Annotated in this window: 16 protein-coding genes and 1 pseudogene; 2 read left to right on the top strand and 15 right to left on the bottom strand. The window is 28.1% G+C overall.

All coding sequences use genetic code 11. The features are described from left to right. The first annotated feature begins 229 nt into the window (after nucleotides 1-229). Complete coding sequence (locus NH288_RS07495; RefSeq protein ID WP_265214330.1) at nucleotides 230-586, top strand: MobC family plasmid mobilization relaxosome protein; 357 nt, start codon at nucleotides 230-232, stop codon at nucleotides 584-586. A 1-nt stretch (nucleotide 587) separates the two neighbouring features. Next, the gene (locus NH288_RS07490; RefSeq protein ID WP_265214328.1) at nucleotides 588-1,919 is read left to right on the top strand and encodes a relaxase/mobilization nuclease domain-containing protein; all 1,332 of its coding nucleotides are present in this window, start codon (nucleotides 588-590) and stop codon (nucleotides 1,917-1,919) included. Between the two features lie 18 nt (nucleotides 1,920-1,937). Here the strand turns inward: NH288_RS07490 and NH288_RS07485 are convergent, their stop codons facing one another. The 15 genes and pseudogenes from NH288_RS07485 to ltrA form a co-directional block, all read right to left on the bottom strand. Further along, nucleotides 1,938-2,411, bottom strand: a complete 474-nt coding sequence (locus NH288_RS07485) for an abortive infection family protein (RefSeq protein ID WP_265214326.1) — start codon at nucleotides 2,409-2,411, stop codon at nucleotides 1,938-1,940. Between the two features lie 355 nt (nucleotides 2,412-2,766). Then, entirely contained in the window at nucleotides 2,767-3,189 is a 423-nt protein-coding gene (locus tag NH288_RS07480) for a hypothetical protein (protein WP_265214324.1), read from the bottom strand. A 169-nt stretch (nucleotides 3,190-3,358) separates the two neighbouring features. Further along, on the bottom strand, nucleotides 3,359-4,636 hold the full coding sequence (locus NH288_RS07475) for an IS110 family transposase (protein WP_265214322.1): 1,278 nt from the start codon (nucleotides 4,634-4,636) through the stop codon (nucleotides 3,359-3,361). A gap of 225 nt (nucleotides 4,637-4,861) precedes the next feature. Then, on the bottom strand, nucleotides 4,862-6,442 hold the full coding sequence (locus NH288_RS07470) for an ABC transporter ATP-binding protein (RefSeq protein ID WP_265214320.1): 1,581 nt from the start codon (nucleotides 6,440-6,442) through the stop codon (nucleotides 4,862-4,864). Between the two features lie 2 nt (nucleotides 6,443-6,444). Beyond that, the gene (locus NH288_RS07465; protein WP_265214318.1) at nucleotides 6,445-6,867 is read right to left on the bottom strand and encodes a hypothetical protein; all 423 of its coding nucleotides are present in this window, start codon (nucleotides 6,865-6,867) and stop codon (nucleotides 6,445-6,447) included. Further along, nucleotides 6,867-7,475 carry a CPBP family intramembrane glutamic endopeptidase gene (locus NH288_RS07460; protein ID WP_265214316.1) on the bottom strand — a complete coding sequence of 203 codons (609 nt, stop codon included), beginning with the start codon at nucleotides 7,473-7,475 and terminating at the stop codon, nucleotides 6,867-6,869. The genes NH288_RS07465 and NH288_RS07460 overlap by 1 nt, the downstream gene beginning before the upstream one ends. Further along, complete coding sequence (locus NH288_RS07455; protein ID WP_265214314.1) at nucleotides 7,476-8,228, bottom strand: hypothetical protein; 753 nt, start codon at nucleotides 8,226-8,228, stop codon at nucleotides 7,476-7,478. Then, nucleotides 8,206-9,084 (bottom strand): ABC transporter ATP-binding protein, encoded by an 879-nt coding sequence (locus NH288_RS07450; protein ID WP_265214312.1) that lies wholly within the window; start codon nucleotides 9,082-9,084, stop codon nucleotides 8,206-8,208. Before NH288_RS07450 ends, NH288_RS07455 begins: the two co-directional genes overlap by 23 nt. Before the next feature lie 14 nt (nucleotides 9,085-9,098). Continuing rightward, nucleotides 9,099-10,286: a radical SAM/SPASM domain-containing protein gene (locus NH288_RS07445; protein ID WP_265214310.1), complete on the bottom strand. Its 1,188-nt coding sequence runs from the start codon at nucleotides 10,284-10,286 to the stop codon at nucleotides 9,099-9,101. A gap of 548 nt (nucleotides 10,287-10,834) precedes the next feature. Beyond that, nucleotides 10,835-12,265 carry a sensor histidine kinase gene (locus NH288_RS07440; RefSeq protein WP_265214308.1) on the bottom strand — a complete coding sequence of 477 codons (1,431 nt, stop codon included), beginning with the start codon at nucleotides 12,263-12,265 and terminating at the stop codon, nucleotides 10,835-10,837. Continuing rightward, a complete protein-coding gene (locus NH288_RS07435) occupies nucleotides 12,258-12,938 on the bottom strand; it encodes a response regulator transcription factor (protein WP_265214307.1) in 681 nt (226 codons plus the stop codon). The genes NH288_RS07440 and NH288_RS07435 overlap by 8 nt, the downstream gene beginning before the upstream one ends. A gap of 51 nt (nucleotides 12,939-12,989) precedes the next feature. Further along, nucleotides 12,990-13,186, bottom strand: a pseudogene (locus tag NH288_RS07430) (helix-turn-helix domain-containing protein). A gap of 144 nt (nucleotides 13,187-13,330) precedes the next feature. Beyond that, nucleotides 13,331-13,987 (bottom strand): DUF3127 domain-containing protein, encoded by a 657-nt coding sequence (locus tag NH288_RS07425; RefSeq protein WP_265214306.1) that lies wholly within the window; start codon nucleotides 13,985-13,987, stop codon nucleotides 13,331-13,333. Between the two features lie 43 nt (nucleotides 13,988-14,030). Next, nucleotides 14,031-15,359 carry a helicase gene (locus NH288_RS07420; RefSeq protein WP_265214304.1) on the bottom strand — a complete coding sequence of 443 codons (1,329 nt, stop codon included), beginning with the start codon at nucleotides 15,357-15,359 and terminating at the stop codon, nucleotides 14,031-14,033. Nucleotides 15,360-15,492: 133 nt separating this feature from the next. Continuing rightward, nucleotides 15,493-17,163, bottom strand: coding sequence for a group II intron reverse transcriptase/maturase (ltrA, locus tag NH288_RS07415; RefSeq protein ID WP_265214302.1), 1,671 nt, complete (start codon nucleotides 17,161-17,163; stop codon nucleotides 15,493-15,495). Nucleotides 17,164-17,233: the final 70 nt, after the last annotated feature.

Here is a 17,233-nt window from a genome sequence, read left to right as displayed (position 1 = left end):
TTTCATCCCTAATATCTATAATTTTATCATAGATGATTAGGTTCATTTTTAAGAACTATGCTTAAAGCTGTTCTTATACTATTAGTATATGAGCAAGCACAGTAAGTGAGTACCCACTTACGAAAAATTGATGAAGCAGAACCTTTATGGACTGCTTCTTTTTTTATCAATTTTACCTTGTTAGGGAGAACCCTAAGACCCCAAAATATATTCTATAAAGGAGAATGAAATGGCAAATAGATTTAGAAATGAAAGAATAGAAATAAAATTAACTAAGGAAGAAAAGGAAGTTTTTGAAAAGAAAATGAAACTTGCTAATTGTAAAACTATGTCTCACTTTCTTAGAAAATGCGTATTGGAAAAAGAGATTTATGTAGTAGATTTAGAACCATTTAGAAACCTACAATGGCTACTTTCAAATGCAACAAATAATATAAACCAGATTGCAAAATCTACTAATACAACTGGTGTTATTTACAAAAATGAAATCGAGTCAATGAATAAGCAGATAGAAAAATTATCAAGAGAAATATGGCAGATCCATTCCCTACTTCTTAATAAATCAAAAGAAAGTTCTGGTGATTAGTATGGCAATTACAAAAATACATCCTATAAAATCAACTCTAAATTTGGCAATAGATTACATTACTAAGAGTGAAAAAACTGATGAGAAAATCTTGGTATCTGCATTTAAATGTCACCCATCTACTGCCCATATTCAATTTATGAAAACACGAGAAGACAATGATACTAAAGGTACAGTTTTGGCTAGACATTTAATTCAATCTTTTCTACCAGGAGAGGTTGATCCTATAAAAGCTCACGAAATTGGAATGGAGTTATGCAAGAAAATTTTAAAAGAAGATTATGAATTTGTTCTTGCAACTCATATAGATAGAGGGCATATCCACAACCATATTATTTTTAATAATGTTAATTACAAGACTGGTAAGTGCTACCAATCTAACAAAAAATCTTACCACAAAATCAGGTATCAAAGTGATGAATTATGTAAAGAAAATAAGCTTTCAGTTATTGATGAATATTATGAAGCTTACAAAAGAAAATATAAAACTGCTGGTAAGTCTTGGTACGAATATGACCAAAACAAGAAAGGAAATTCTTGGAAGTCTAAACTGCAATTTGATATAGATAGAATGATTAATAAGTCTAACTCGTGGGAAGAGTTTTTAGAAAATATGAAATCTCTTGATTATGAAATTAAGTTTGGTAAACATATTGCTTTTCGTCATAAAGATAAGCAAAGATTTACAAGAGCTAAGACTATCGGAGAAGATTATACTGAAGAAAAAATCAAAGAACGAATAGATTTAGCAATTAAAAATAAAGCTAATCCTATTAAAAAACGTGTAGGAAATGTTATTGATATATCTACTAATGAAAAAGCTCAATCCTCTAAAGGTTATGAAGTTTGGGCAAGAAAACATAATATCAAAACAATGGCTGATTCTATAATTAAATTAAGAGAGCAAGGAATTAATTCGATTACACAACTCGATGATCTGATCAAAAAATCTGCTGATGATAGACAAGACTTGCTAGATAAAATAAAGAAAATTGAAACTAAGATGAAGAGTTTATCCCAAGATATGGAAAATATTAATACTATAAATAAGTATCGTGAAATATATAAATACCACAAGAAAAATCCTGAAGATAAGCAATTTGCAGATGAGTATTATAGCGAAATTTCCGTCTATAAAATAGCCGCTAAAGAAATCTTGGAAAACTATAAAAAACTACCAAACACAAAAGAAATACTATCCAAACTTAATGAACAACAAGAAAAAAAGAACACCCTTATGCAAGAGTATTCTTTAAATAAAGAACAATTTTCTGACCTTGTTCAATATAGGAAAAACTATGAAAATTATTATGGGAAGGAAGTAGAGAGGTAACATCTTCACTTCTTGCTCTTATAAATTATTACTATTTTCGATTTCTCTAAAAGAATCCCAAAGATATCTAGTCAATGTTATGCTAGCACCTACAGAAAGTTCTGCTTGCTTTTTACTCAAAGCTTTAAAATTCCTTTCTCTTCCATGTCCACTTCCATAATGATTTCTAAGATCGTTAATTCCTGAAGCAAGTCCATTTAAACTCCCTATGATTTGCTTTACTATTTTGTCTTCAGTTTCATCAGTTATTATGCTTTCATTTGGAACTTTTAAACACCTAAGGGTTTCTTTAACTAATTGTGTGAATTTTAAGTTATCTTTTTTATTATCTACTAAGTTATTACAAATTTCCTTGCAACAACTTTCAAGCAATTCCTTTGATTTTCCTATTGCTTCTGTGGGATTTCTATACACCATTTCTAGCATTAAATCGATTTGAGAATTAATATACTCAGATGAGAATTTAATTTTCAAATCCTCTGATTCTAACATAAGATTGGAGCTATTTGATAACTCTCGATTAATAATATCTTTACACTTAATGTATAGAGTCTTAAATGAAGTTACTCTATTATTTTTTTGTTTTCTTCTATTTCATAACTAAAATAAACAGAATAAAACTCTAAAAGATCTTTATATAGTTTAACAATTTTATAAGAATCACCCTCGTTTGTAAATTATCTAAGTGACTTTCCTTTTGATAGATGATATTTTTAACATAATCTTATCCCTATAATTTGAAATGTGAACTCATCAAAATCATTCGTAGAAAAATCTAAAACATAGCCATCTCTATTAAATAATTCATCAAGATATCCTTTTTCTATATAACTAAGCATAGTTAAACCTACTTTAGAATTCCTAATAATGCACCTAATTTGTTTATACCTTCAATAAAATCTGGAAGTGTTGCTATAGATCCGATTATAAATTTTAACGAATTAAAACTTGTTTTTAATAGACTTTTATTAGGATTTGCTTTGACTACTTCTCCTTTCATCAACTCCATATTTCCCATTAAAACACTTCGTTTATCTTCGTCATCTATATTTTCCAATAGGCTTTCCAATTTTGATATTTCTTCATCAATTTCATTCTTATTTAAGTAATTATTTTGTATTGCATCTATAGATGAATTATCACTAGCTAAATTTACCTGAACACCAGAACTATTTATGTTAATTTCATATTTATTATTGTCATCGTAACCCATATCAGTTGCTATATATTTAATATATTCTTCAATTCCTGAAATAAATGGGTAAACCATTTTATTCCTTATGTATTATATGAATTTAAAATTATCAAATAAAACCTGCTAACAAAAGTCAAGGAGAAAAGATAATTAATTTACTTTTCTCCTTGATAATTAGAGTTTAAATTTAGGTACAACAAATAAACCGGTTGCTATAGGCTTGTTTTAACTATTGTATTTAATTCTAGGCTGCTTTTAACCACTTCTTTTCTTGTTTTGATGCCATAACTTTTGCATAGTATATCCTTAAGAATTTATTTAGTCCTGCAAATTTACATACTTTCTTTGCCTTCTCATCTTTTTCTTTTTTTACCATATACAAATATATTTCATTTTCATGATCTTTTGCGCTCATCATGCATTTCATTGCTTGGTAGCCTACTTTTCTTAGTATTGCATTGCCTCTTTTTGTTATTTTTCTCTGATCTGCTTTAAAATTCCCTGACTCATATGGTGGTGAATCTATTCCTACAAAGGATATCAAACTTTTTTTGTTTTTAAATTTTGATAAGTCTCCAAATTCTGCTGTGATTTGTACTGCTAATTTATCTGATATTCCTGAGAATTTCTTTGCTTCTTGATATTCTTCTAAGGGCTCGGAAATTTCTATCATTTGTGATAAAATAGTATGTAGAATTTGATTTATATGTTTTATCAATTCTATTCCTTCTTGTATGCTAGTCTTTATATATGAGCTACTAGAAGGTTGAGTTGAGATACTTTCCTCTGCGAGCTTGTATATGGATTTAGCTTTTTCAGCATTAGGATGGTATCTCTTTTCTTTTGCCCAGTTTTTAAATTCTTCTATGAATTTTTCTTCTGTTTTTTCTAATACTAGGTTTTTATGCCACCATTTTTCTAAGAAGTCTAATAGTTTGTCTTTTGAAAAATCATTAGATCCATGTGGTATTAGTTTTTTTATTCCTAGAAATGTTTGGTTTATTGTTTGGTCTATGAAGTTCATTTGATTGATTCTTAAGTCCATATAGTGTTGATAGGATCTGTTTAATTCTTTTAGGACTCTGAAACTTTCTGAATCTACTTTGTATTCTTGTAATTCTTTCCAGTACATCAAGCCATATTCGGCTATTTGTATGGCATCTATATTATCATTTTTTGATTTTCTAAAGTTGAGTACTCGACAAAACTGTTTCATTTTTAGAGGATTTATTACAGTTACAAAGTATCCTTTGTCTTTTAATTCATAGAGGATTAGAAGATGATATTTTCCTGTTGCTTCCATGATTATCTTGACTTCTTCGTTTAATGAATCTAGTTTCTGTAAAAATTCTTCTACTTTTGTTTTGTTAAGATGAATATCAAAAGGCTTCCATATGATTTTGCTACCTTGTTCTAATGCACAGGCTGTAAACTTTTCTTTTGCTATATCTATTCCTATAGATATCATTTTTTTACCCTCTTTCTTTTGATTTGTAGTTCCTACCTGCACCATTACACTCATTTTAGCTCGTGACACGGACGTTTTGCCCAACCTGCTTAACCGAATATGAATAATGAAGAGGTAGTTGACAGTTTTGTTGGCGGATGTTTAACCCTAAAAGCGCCTCGTCATACTACTTCTTCATTATACAAAAATAGTGCAAGATAGAAATCACTTTCTTTCTTACACTATTTATGGTACTAAAAAGACTTCCAAATTAAGGGAAGTCAATTATCACTAATATATTTATATGATGTTTTGTTTATTTAAAAATTCAGAGCTACTATTGTATATCCTTATAATACCATTTTCTACAGACCAAATTTCATCAAATTTATCTATAATACTAAATGGATGATGTGATATCACTATATTTGTCAACCCATTATCCAATATATCGTTTATGATACTTTTTCTTGATTGATCATCTAAAGAGGAATCAGGTTCATCATATATAATCAATTGTTTATTTGCTTTTAAACTTCTGAGATATATCAATTTTTGTTTTTCACCATCCGATAAATCATTAGCATTTTTCTTTAAAAAGTCATCTTTCAAATTAAACAATTTTATGTATGACTCATCAATTTTAAAATGTCCATATAATCCTAAATTATTTTTAACTGTATCATCAAATAACTGATTATCTTTAGATATATATATTATTTCTGATAAATGGCAACTATCCCCACTAATTATTTCCCCTTTATAGTTATCTATAATTCCAGATATTATCTTAGCTAATGTACTTTTACCTGATCCGTTAGATCCTAGAAGCAAATAATTTTTACCCTTATCTATCTTTACATTCACTTTATCTAATATGTTTTTATCTTCGCTAGAAAATGAAATATTTTGTAGTTTTATTGGAAATATATCTTTTTTTATATTTGATTTGACATTATTTTCATTACTCAATAAAGCGTTATAAGACTCTCTAATAGGCTTAGATGAATTTATTTCATTTATTGCCGAAATAATATTAGTTAAAGGAAAAGTTACATTCGCCATAAGTTGAGCTACCGCTATCAGCATTCCAATGCTTATAGTTTTTTCAAAAACTAGATACCCTCCTAATATATATATAATTAATGTTACAATTAAATTCAAGAATGATATAGCTCCATTAGCCATACCTATCTTATTTTCTAAACGTTTTTTTGATTCTGCAGAATTATCAACTACTAATTTAAAATTAGTCAATATTTTATCCATAATATTAAAGGATTTTATTAAATAAAACAAATCTATATAATTTTTACTAATAGACATGTACTTTTCATAGTTTTTAATCCTATATTCACTTTCTTTATTAATCCATTTTTTTAAAATAAGTGGTGCAATACATAATATTAGACCAATTATTAATATAAGAGGTAAAAATAATACATTAAAATAAATTATTGTTATTGTAGAAATTATCAACAATATTAAGTCACTACTAATTTCTAACCTTATTTTAATATATGATTCTTCTAGTACGTCTAATTGATTTGTTAAAAAACTAAAAAATTCAGATTTATCCTCTTCATTAACCTCTATAGTATTAGTATTATAAAAATATTTTAATGCGTTAAATCTAATAGTCTTCATATATTCTGATGAAATACTATTTTTTAGCACTATAGATATTAGCAATACAAATATTAACAGTGCAACAGACGTAGTTGTTTTAATAATATTATTTTTAAATATATCATAATTTCCTATCGTTATTGAATCTGTAATATTTTTTATTGAGATAGCAAACCCAGAATTTAATAAAGAATAAATAATCTGTAATATAATTAGAATTATTATTTTTCCTTTTCCTTTATATAATTTCATAGTTACTCATCTCTAATTCTATCAAGCACTAATTTATGACCAACATATGATAATACGAGAAATATAACAAATGATAGTGAAAAGTTCGAATTTTTTGAAACTGTTATATATTCTGTTTGTAAGGTTTGTGCTTTTGAAACTATATCATTAATTATTGTGCCATCTCGTAACATTATAAAAAGGAATACATAGAATATAAAATTCATAAAAAAGTATAGTACATTTATCTTAGTCTTATCTTTTTGATTAATGCTATAGCCCTTATTTAGAAAATAACACATTATAATACTAAGTAAAACTGGGCTTATCACAATCAGCATAAAACTTATTACTTCTAACTTTTCTTTTAGCATAGATAAAATAATTATCATTGTAACATTTACAAGTAAAGATCCCATCAAGTTTTTCCTAATAATCTTTGACATTAAATACCTCCTATCATATTGTTTGCAAAATGTATTAAAATCGGTAATTCAATTTTTTGAGTCCTATAATATATTAACCCCATAATAATGGCAAAGGGAAATCTATTGGTTAGGTTTTCGTATACAGGTCGATTTTGATGTGTTATAAATGCAAATATTAGGCTTGAGACTAAAACACAAATAATTTGAGAAAACTTACTTTTTTTTAACTCATTAATAAGCATACCCCTAGCCCATAATTCTTCAGATATTGATACCACCAACGTTTGTAGTGCAAAAAATATAATCGAGTAATCCCATTTTCCTAAACTATATATAACAGCAGTTATCAATATTATTAATAAAGAAAAAATACATATTGTTTTAGAACTAAAATTTCTAATTCCGATGTTCTCCAAGCTTATTTCTTCTCCTGATTTCACCAAAAATAAGTATGGTAGTATTACAAAGGATAATGGTAATATTAGAAAAGTTTGTATAACGCCATACTTATCAAACTGCAAATCTAAAGCTATAAAAACTAAGCTAACTGCAAACACTAAAATTTGTGGTAAAATACTCAAAAATATAAAACGACTTAAATCAAGTTTTTTAATTTTTTCAAGCATTTATATGTCACTCCTTGTGAATTTTCTACTTCCGATAAATGAAAAAACAATAACCAGACCCCAGTTTAGAATCATAAACTTAATAAAGTCTAGAAATCTCCCAGAATCTATTAGACTATCAAGATAGTATATTGGCGAAATGATTTTAACACCAGGAAACTCTTTAAAATATAATAATATTATCCAAACTACAATAAATATCCCTATGGAAACATAAGATTTAAAATACATACTCATACTTTGAACCATGCTTATCACGAAAATATATGATGAATAAATCGCGATAATTGCTAATAACTCGTTAGCCCAATTTGTTCCTATTAGTCTACCATCAGATATATCTAATTTTGAAACAAAAATATAGTAGCAAATTATTGAAAATAGAATGAACAGAATTGTCACTATCGCCCAATAAATAATTTGTTCATATAATTTTGCATTATAAATCTTCTTTCTATTATTTATTCTTGTTAACATAATTGAAGTACTACCGTTGTCAATCTCTCCTCTCAATATGTTAGAACTATTTATAGCTAAAATCAAATAAAACACAAACACCATATAAACGAAAACATACATACTATTTGCAAAAGCTAACCCATTCACTGCTTCATTGCTATTGTAAGTTATAACACTTGAGTTGTTATAAACACCAATAGAATAAAGTAGTGGAATTAAAAACATAAAAAGAAGGATAAAGTTTTCTTTTCTTTTTAACTGTTTAATTAATTCAAATTTTATTATTTTTAGCATCTGTTCTCACCTCTAACATTTTTTCTAACGGATTTATTATTCTTTCTATTTTTGTAATTTCGGTCATTTTGGCTATATATTCAAGTTTTTTATTTAAATTTTGGTTTGATACTTTTACAGTAAAATCATCTAGAATCTCTACATAGTTTTCATCCAAATCAATTGTACTTTTAACATTAATCAATACTGAACTCTTAATGTCTAAATCCCCATCATATATTTTTTCCCCTCCTCTTATTACTATAAGTCTATTACAAAGTGATTTAACTTCATCTAAATTATGGTCTGAAAAAATAACAGCTAAATTTTTGTTTTTAACCATTTTTTTTATATATTCCTTAACCATTGATCTTCCATTAATATCAAGTCCAACAAATGGCTCATCTAAAAGCATTATAGATTTTGTATTCAAAATCGCTTGTGCAAAACCAAGTCTTTGTTTCATTCCGAAGGAAAATTCCTTTATCTTTTTTCCTTCTACATTATTAAGACCAACTACATTTAAAACATTTCTTATCTTTTCGTCTATTTCATTTTTATCTTTCTCTTCACCTAGAAATAATATTGATCTTAAATTCTCATAAGTATTCATATAGTCATAGAATCCTGGATTCACTGAAATCCCAAAATTTTTTCTATATGAAGAATCTATTTCCATTTTATTCTCTTTATAAAAAAGTTCTCCAGAATCTGGTATGATATTTCCTGATATCATATTTAATAAAGTAGTCTTACCCGCCCCATTAACTCCAATGAGACCAACAATATCTCCACTATTTAATTCCATTGAAAAATTAAATAGACCTTTTTTATCCCCATAATTTTTAGTTAGAGAATCTATCTTTAATAAACACATTCTTACCCCCCTAATTAAATTATATTTTCGATTAAATTTTTAAAATATCTATAATTTAATGCACAATATGCGTCTTTTTCTTGTATACTGTCATACTTAAGAAAACTTCTTCCTCTACATCCTCCACCACATAGATATTTGTATTCGCACTCTTTACAATTATTTATTTTGCTAACTTCAATTCCTAAGAACATATTGTTTGGACTTTTTAGTAATTCTTTAATATTTTTTGTCTCTAAAGCATTTCCTAATTTGAATCTGCTAGAGTGCAACATATGACATGGATAAATATCTCCTTTTGAATCTATGCTTATAAGTTTCTTACCAGCTTCGCAGCTTTTTCTACAATTAATGCCAAAAGTCCCTATTGGTGTGTCCGATATTTTAGTATTTACATTTAAATCCATGAGTATCTTTTCTATTTTTACTAGATCATCATCTCCTAGAATATAATCTTTGAACACCTTATCTCCAAATTCGTTTGTAAAAATACTGAAAGAATAACTTACACCTAATTCTTCTGCAAGTTCATTATATTTCCCCATTTCATTATAGTTTTTCTTATGTAAAGTTACTATCAAATTAATATTTGGTGTTAATTCTTTTATTCTCTTTATATTTGAGAGAACTAAAGGCATTATCCCCTTATCCCTAATAAATTGAACTTGTTCATTATATCCATCAATAGAAATATTAAATTCATCTATATAGTCTATCGCTGAAGCATACCTATCAATATCTAAAGTTCCATTTGTTATGGTACACAGTTTCTCAATTCTTAGTTCTTCTTTTATATATCTACAAATCTTACCTATGTCATCCCTTAAAAATGGTTCTCCTCCAGATATTACAATCCCTTTAACACCTGATTCCTTTAATTTTTTAAGTATATTGCAGATTTCTTTATAGGTTAACTCCGTCTTGTTATTTCTATTTTCAACATAAGAATAACATCCAATACAATGTAGATTACATCTATCATTAACATGTAAATAAGCAGAGTCCACTCGAAAATCGGTCTCATCATAATAACCTAATTCTAATAACGCTCTTTCTAATTCTAATGCTTTATCTTTATCATATGGAGAACCTTTTTCTAGATAATCTAGCGCATCCTCTTCAAGCCCAATAACCGCACCGTTATTAAAGTTTCCAATAATATTAATTCCATTAACATTAAATATTTTTACATTTTTATTCATATTTTCTCCTACAAATAAATTAAAAAGGTTGCTACAAATAATAAATCAAATTCAATAATCACGAATTAACTATATAGTTAGAAATCACTCTATGATCTCTAAGTCTCAAATCATAAATAAAGATGGACCTTAGAGCTTAATAATTAATAACTGATATTGGAAATGATTTATTATCCATATAGCAACCACTAAGTAATTTTTAGCAATTATTTTTCAATGTTATATAATTGCTGAGTTATAATGTTTACCAATTCTTTCCATAGCTTATGCATACACCAAAAGGACCAACGCTAATGCAACCTGGTGCTAAAGCTTTTTTGCTTCTGAATAACATTTAATTCACCTCCATTTCTTTGATATCTATATAATATCAGCTAATTATTTCTCTTATATAACAACAACCTTACATTAGATTAAATCTGCTTTACTTTAACATAAATATTCTTTAAAAAAACAGAGCTAGCAACCTTATATGTCCCTCCTTTCATGAATTATCAGTAAGGTAAGGACATATCATAGATAGGTTACTAACTCTAATCTTTAACCATTTATTTATCAAAATTATATATTTCTAGCTCAATTGTAAAGTATTTAGTATAACTATTAGTGTTCTGCTGAGTTAAGTATATTCTGCCCTGATGTAACTCAACAATCTTCTTTGTAATGGCTAAACCTAAGCCTTTATTTTTATTCGCACTGTTTCTGGAACTATCATCGGTTACAAATGGATCAAATATATTTTGAGCTATTTTTTCATTTATTTTACACCCTGTATCTCCAATTATCACTAATATTTTATTACTACAACACTTTATTTCAAAGTATGCTTTTATACCCGAAAAATTATGATCCACTAAATTCTGCATTAGATTTTTTATAGCTCTATTAAAAATATTCTTATCAATTTCTACGAATAATTGTTCCTCTGGTATTTTTATTTCTGTCTCTATATTATGTTGTTCAAAAACGGGTAAAAAATCTATAATCGATTGTCTCATATATTCACAAATATCTATAATTTCAAGATTTAACTTATACTTATAGTCTTCATACTCAATTATTTCTGACATCTGATTTAATAATGAATCAATAATAATTGCATTTTTATTTATGGCTTTTAAGTACTTATTTAAATCTCTTTCTGATATTTTCTTATTAATCAGCGCTTCAGAAAACCCCTTAATCACTGTTATAGGAGTTTTTAGATCATGTCTTATGTCTACAAATAATTGTATTCTTCTAGCTTTATTCTCTATCCTTTCATTTTTCAGTTCTCTTAAAGATTCAACCGTTGAATTAAATGTATCTCTAATATAAGAAAATTCAATGATTTTTATTCTACTATTCGAATCTTCAATAAAAGAATATTTCTCTTCTTTTAGTTTTGAAAAGCCGTATTCTAATTCTTCTAATGGTTTATGCAATCTATCGAATAGTAATCTTGAAAACAAAAACAATACAATAAAAGTCCCTAATATAAAAATCAAAATTCTTATTACAAAAAATAAAATAAAAATATTAAGATTTTGTTTTTGAGGCGTAAGTAAAATTTGATTCTTGATATATTTAGAAGGCACTACCACAACTCCGTATTTATTATTAGTTAGACTTTTTACAGACCCAAAATACTTTTTCCCATTGTATTCATAAATACCTTTGTTTAGGTTTATAATATCTTTAAAATTATAATTATTTGGGGCTATATCATTAGAGGTATAATCTAAACTTAAGTCTTCGTTAATAATAAAAATCCATCCATCTATGCCTCTTATTTTATTTAGATTCTCTTTGTCTACCCTATTATTATCAAAGATATAGTCTGCTGAATATTGGTTTGCTACTTTTGAAAAAATATTACTTCCTATTGAATCTAAGGTAATTGATGAAATAATGTAGTATCCATATACAATCGACACTATTATTATTAAGTTCAAAAATAAAAACCTATTAAACTTAATCTCTCCTCTAAACTTAATCATCGAATTTATACCCCAATCCTCGAATTGTTACAATATAGTTTTCTCCATCTGAATTTTTTCCTATTTTTTCTCGAATACGACTTATATAGACTGACACAACATTTTCATCATAATAGTCATTTTCCCAAACTCTTTCCATGATTATATTTTTCGTAAAAACTATATTTTTGTTTATCATAAAAAACTCGAGTAATTTAAATTCTTGACCAGTTAAATCTATCTTTTTTCTATTTTTCAAAACTTCACAAGAGTCCCTATTTAATTCTAAATTGTCACAAGTAATTATTTTATTATCTTTTTCTGAAAAACTTAGTCTCCTTAGCAAAGCATTAACTCGAGCAAAAAGTTCCATCGGATTAAATGGTTTTACAATATAATCATCAGCACCTTTATCAAGTCCTAAAATAATTTCAAAATCTAAATTTTTAGAAGACAATATTATAATCGGGATATTACTTTTTTCTCGTATTTTTTCTAAAACTTCATAACCATCTACTATAGGTAACATTAGATCTAATACTACAATATCAAATATTTCTTTTGAAAATTCTTTTAATCCCTCCTTTCCATTTTTTGCCTCTTTCATAAAAAAGTTATCTGGCTTATATAGCTTAATTAAATCAATTATTTCTTCGTTATCCTCAATAACAAGTAATCTTATGTTATTTTTCATAACAACTCCCTATAAATCACTATTTACTACAATTTTTTAGAATAATTATATTCACACAATTGATACAATGTCACCAAAATTTACATTAATTGCTTTACAAATCCTGTATAATGTTTCCACACTTACAAACTCACCTTTCCCCATTTTTGCTATTGTAGCCGGAGAAATATTGGCTATTTCTTGTAAGTCCATTTTTTCATATCTTTATCTATTAATAACTTCCATAATTTTTTATATGAAAATCCCATATCATTCTCCAATTCTATATTTTACCTTTCTAAAGGTATAGATTAACTATTTAATTATAGCATATAACACAGATTCCTTTCAATTATTTGATTTACTGCGTTAAACTATGAAAAAAATAAAGGCAGTCCGCAGACTGCCGATATTTATCTCTCTGCACCTTTGCTATGGTCTTTCTTGTTTGACTTAGCTTTGTCATCTGTCTTAAAGCTTTTTATTTGCCCTAATATGGACTTTTTATCCTTGTCTTGACTCTTTACCTGTTCTTTTGCTTTTAAGAGCTTAGAAGACAAAATACGAACATTTTTATGTTCCTTTCCGTTGTTATCGATACTTGTTTTTACTTGTCCGAAGATTTTAACAAAATCGCCTTGTTTAAGGTTCTCTATATCTTTTGTCTTATCTCCATAGGCTGAACAATTGGTATAAACTTTATTTCCGTAATCATCTTTTGAAACAATTGAAAAGTTGCTTACCTTGAACTTTTCTCCATTAGCATTTTCTCTTTCAAGATTTTCTACTTTTCCAGCTATATTACCCACGAGATTTATAAGATCGTCTTTTTCTTCAAGTTCATTGGTTTTTTCAACAATCTTACCTTGTTCTTTCATATCATCAATCATATAGTCAAAGTCATCACTTAGTAGACCTGTAGTGTCATTGTTCATATATAAAACATAGACTTCTTCAAGTGCTTTTTCATCATTAACACCCTTTTCTATGCTCACAAGTGCTTTTATAAAATCCTTGTAATTATCATTCATCATTTCTTCTAAGTTTTCTCTAATATCTTTGTATTCCATAATTTCCTCCTTGTACTAAATAAGGAGAGCTTTTAGCCCTCCTCTATCGTTCTTGTCCTTTTTCACTTTTTTCTTGATTTTTATCTTTTTCTTCTTCTGATTTGAATTTGGATATTTGTCCCAATATTGATGGTTTCTCTTCCCTTGCGTGAAGATTATCCTCTACATCATAAGTCGATTCAAGGTAATCACTGTCTTTAAAATCATTGTCATACCTATCTGGTATTCCGTCATTATCCAGATCTTTTGCTAGTGGATCATAGAAGTTTCCATCATCATCTATTTCTAAGCCTAGAGCTTGTTTCAAATCTTCTTCATCTACTGCTACCAGATCATCAAAACTAGACATCTTTATGGCTTCGGTCATATCTTTAATAGCTTGTGAGTTAGATATATCTTCCTCTACAAAAGATTCTGTTCTAATAGCTACATTATCTACATACTGAGTCCATGTTTTTTCTTCCAAATTTACCTCATATTGGATAGAGTGCTTCCCATCTGGTGTTTCTGTATAGGCAAGTCCTATATGGCTTAAATCAGGATATAGTTTGTCAAAGTCTTCATAGCTATTAGATTCTGAAAACTCGTAGTTAGAATAATCAACTATCGCCCTCTTTAAATCATCTAATAGTGGTGATTGGTTTTCTAATTCTTCTACTTCTCCCATATCTAAAAGTTTATTGATTTCAGCTAGTCTTAGTGTCTTATCCCTTAACTCATCTGCTTTTTCAAATGGTTTGGTCAATTCTACTTTGGCATTTTCTAAAGATTCTTTATAGTTTTCAAGGTTTTGATTTAATCTTTCAAGTCTTGAAGGCATTTTTTCAATGGCATTATCAAGTCTTGTTATATTGCCATCAGTAGAGTTTGAAAACTCTCCGAAGTATTCTGCTTTTCCTAGAAGTTTAAAGGTGTGAGTATTAGTCATAAAGTTATATGAAACTTGTAAGTCTAAATTTCTATATTTACCAATGACCTTGCTATCATTTATCTTTACCTTTTTTATTTCTTCTAATAGCTTCTCTCCAGCTTCTTTCTTATCTAAAATTTTATTTGCACCAAGACTGATTGAAGTAAATTTGCTATCTCCTTCTCCTAATTTTTCAACACTTGCAATATCTTCTTTAACTGCCTTTATCTCCATTTCAGTTTTTAAAATACTTTGAGGATAAATTTTATTTACCTTATCTTCAAGCTTGTATTTATTAGACTTGTAGTTTGCTTCAAGCATTTTTAGTTTTGTAACTTCGTTATCTAAATCCATTTTTTCTTTAATTAGAGGATTTCCAGTAGCCAAAGCCTTAATTTCTGAATAAGATAGACTTGCTTCATCAACATCTTCTGCAACTCTTACTGGAGTTTTTGAGGTCATAATTTGAGAAATGAATTTCTGTTTATTCTCTATTGTCTGGTCGAGTAGGTCGGGGATATTACTATCCCTTCCCCCTCTAAGAACCGTGCATGAGAGTTTCCCCTCACACGGCTCAAGTTTTTATAAGCCCTAATTAAAGAGCCAGCGTGTTTTCTTCATCATTTATATGCAATTTTCTATGACACCAAGGGTGTACTAAAGTTTTAAGGGTAATTTTATTTTGAATTGTTTGATGTACTCTAAAGTCTGTATCCATAGTTATTTTCTCTCCACAAACAGGGCATATTCCATTTTGCGTTTTATACAGTTTATTTATAACTGTACGTCCTTTAAGTTCGTTTCGTATTTTTAACTCTTCTCTTTCTTCAAAGTATATTTGCCAATTTTCATCAAATGGATTTGCTTCAGCTTGTATCTTGGTAAATCTTTTAATATCAGTGTCTGTAGCATATTTAAGACGAAGATAGTATTTCTCGCCATTTTCCATTCTGTCACCAGTGGCTACACTGAAAGTCCAGGTTCTATTTCCAATGGTATGGAAGTATTTCTTAGCTATCCATTTTCTACCTTTCTTTGGGTGTCTACGAACGCACCAGGTCCACAAGCTTTTATATATTTCATAATCAAGTTTTTCAAAGGCTTTAGATGAAACATTATATTTATGATAGTTTACCCAACCTATAATGATTGGATTTAATTTTCTGATCAAAATTTCTTGTTTCATTGACGGATTATCTTTTATGATTCGTCTGATTTTATCGACAATAGCCTTGAAGTTATTATCAGATGGTTTTGTAAGCAACTTATCTTTATACATCCTAATATTAACTCCAAGAAAATCAAAACCGTCATTTATGTGTGTTATAAGTGTCTTTTCCTCTGATAATTCTAAACCTCTTTCAGCCAAGAATTTTACAATGATTGGCTTTACACCATTTTCAAGCAATTCTTCACTTTCTCCTGTAACAATGAAATCATCTGCATATCTAACAAAATTAACCTTTGGGAAATATGTTTTCTTGTTTACTGTTCTTCTATGGTATTTCTCTTTGATTGCTTGTTCTAAACCATCTAATACCATATTGGAAATAATAGGTGATATTGGCGAGCCTTGTGGACTTCCTGTTTCTGTTGGAAATACTTTTTGTTTTTCTATATATCCACACTCAAGCCAGAGTTTTAATAATTTCTTGTTCATTGGGATATTATTTAATATCCATTCATGACTTATATTATCAAAACAACCTTTTATATCTCCCTCAAGTACCCATTTTGCAGACTTCTTTTTATTGAGTGACGTAAAACACTGCTCGATAGCATCTTGTGTACATCTTTTTGCCCTAAATCCATAAGAATTAGGGTCAGCAGTAATTTCTGCTATGGGTTCAAGTGCAAATTTATATAGTGTTTGCATTGCTCTATCTGTCATTGTAGGAATGCTGAGAGGTCTTTTCTTACCATTTTTCTTTGGTATATACACTCTTCTAAGAGGCTTAGGTTTATATCCTCTTAAATTTAACTTTTCTATCGCCTTATACTTTGCCTGTGATGTTAGCCATAATTCACCATCAACACCACTTGTTTTCTTGCCTTGATTTTCAGTTACCCTCTTAATAGCCAAGGCTTTTGCATAAAATGAAGTTGTGAGTAAATGTTGTAAAGATTTTACCTTTCCATATTTACTCATTTTCCACGCTTTCACAATACGCATTTGTAGTTTTTTAACATAGCTTTCTGCTAGAGAAAAGTCTATACTTTCCCAGTTTTTAGCTCTGTTAGTAGTAGCACACATTTTACTGTTCATTTGCTTTCTCCTTTCAAAAATTCTACAAGTTCTCTTGTGATTAAAAACCAAATGGAAGTCTGCACTCTTT

Source organism: Anaerococcus sp. NML200537 (assembly GCF_026131715.1).
GTDB lineage: Bacteria > Bacillota > Clostridia > Tissierellales > Peptoniphilaceae > Anaerococcus > Anaerococcus kampingae.
Note: the sequence above shows the minus strand (reverse complement) of the source record. Positions and strands in the feature narration are given on the sequence as shown.

Coding starts and splice junctions, on each gene's coding strand:
- NH288_RS07495 (WP_265214330.1), top strand. CDS start 230: ATGGCAAATAGATTTAGAAATGAAAGAATAGAAATAAAATTAACTAAG.
- NH288_RS07490 (WP_265214328.1), top strand. CDS start 588: ATGGCAATTACAAAAATACATCCTATAAAATCAACTCTAAATTTGGCA.
- NH288_RS07485 (WP_265214326.1), bottom strand. CDS start 2,411: ATGTTAGAATCAGAGGATTTGAAAATTAAATTCTCATCTGAGTATATT.
- NH288_RS07480 (WP_265214324.1), bottom strand. CDS start 3,189: ATGGTTTACCCATTTATTTCAGGAATTGAAGAATATATTAAATATATA.
- NH288_RS07475 (WP_265214322.1), bottom strand. CDS start 4,636: ATGAGTGTAATGGTGCAGGTAGGAACTACAAATCAAAAGAAAGAGGGT.
- NH288_RS07470 (WP_265214320.1), bottom strand. CDS start 6,442: ATGAAATTATATAAAGGAAAAGGAAAAATAATAATTCTAATTATATTA.
- NH288_RS07465 (WP_265214318.1), bottom strand. CDS start 6,867: ATGTCAAAGATTATTAGGAAAAACTTGATGGGATCTTTACTTGTAAAT.
- NH288_RS07460 (WP_265214316.1), bottom strand. CDS start 7,475: ATGCTTGAAAAAATTAAAAAACTTGATTTAAGTCGTTTTATATTTTTG.
- NH288_RS07455 (WP_265214314.1), bottom strand. CDS start 8,228: ATGCTAAAAATAATAAAATTTGAATTAATTAAACAGTTAAAAAGAAAA.
- NH288_RS07450 (WP_265214312.1), bottom strand. CDS start 9,084: ATGTGTTTATTAAAGATAGATTCTCTAACTAAAAATTATGGGGATAAA.
- NH288_RS07445 (WP_265214310.1), bottom strand. CDS start 10,286: ATGAATAAAAATGTAAAAATATTTAATGTTAATGGAATTAATATTATT.
- NH288_RS07440 (WP_265214308.1), bottom strand. CDS start 12,265: ATGATTAAGTTTAGAGGAGAGATTAAGTTTAATAGGTTTTTATTTTTG.
- NH288_RS07435 (WP_265214307.1), bottom strand. CDS start 12,938: ATGAAAAATAACATAAGATTACTTGTTATTGAGGATAACGAAGAAATA.
- NH288_RS07425 (WP_265214306.1), bottom strand. CDS start 13,987: ATGGAATACAAAGATATTAGAGAAAACTTAGAAGAAATGATGAATGAT.
- NH288_RS07420 (WP_265214304.1), bottom strand. CDS start 15,359: ATGACCTCAAAAACTCCAGTAAGAGTTGCAGAAGATGTTGATGAAGCA.
- ltrA (WP_265214302.1), bottom strand. CDS start 17,163: ATGAACAGTAAAATGTGTGCTACTACTAACAGAGCTAAAAACTGGGAA.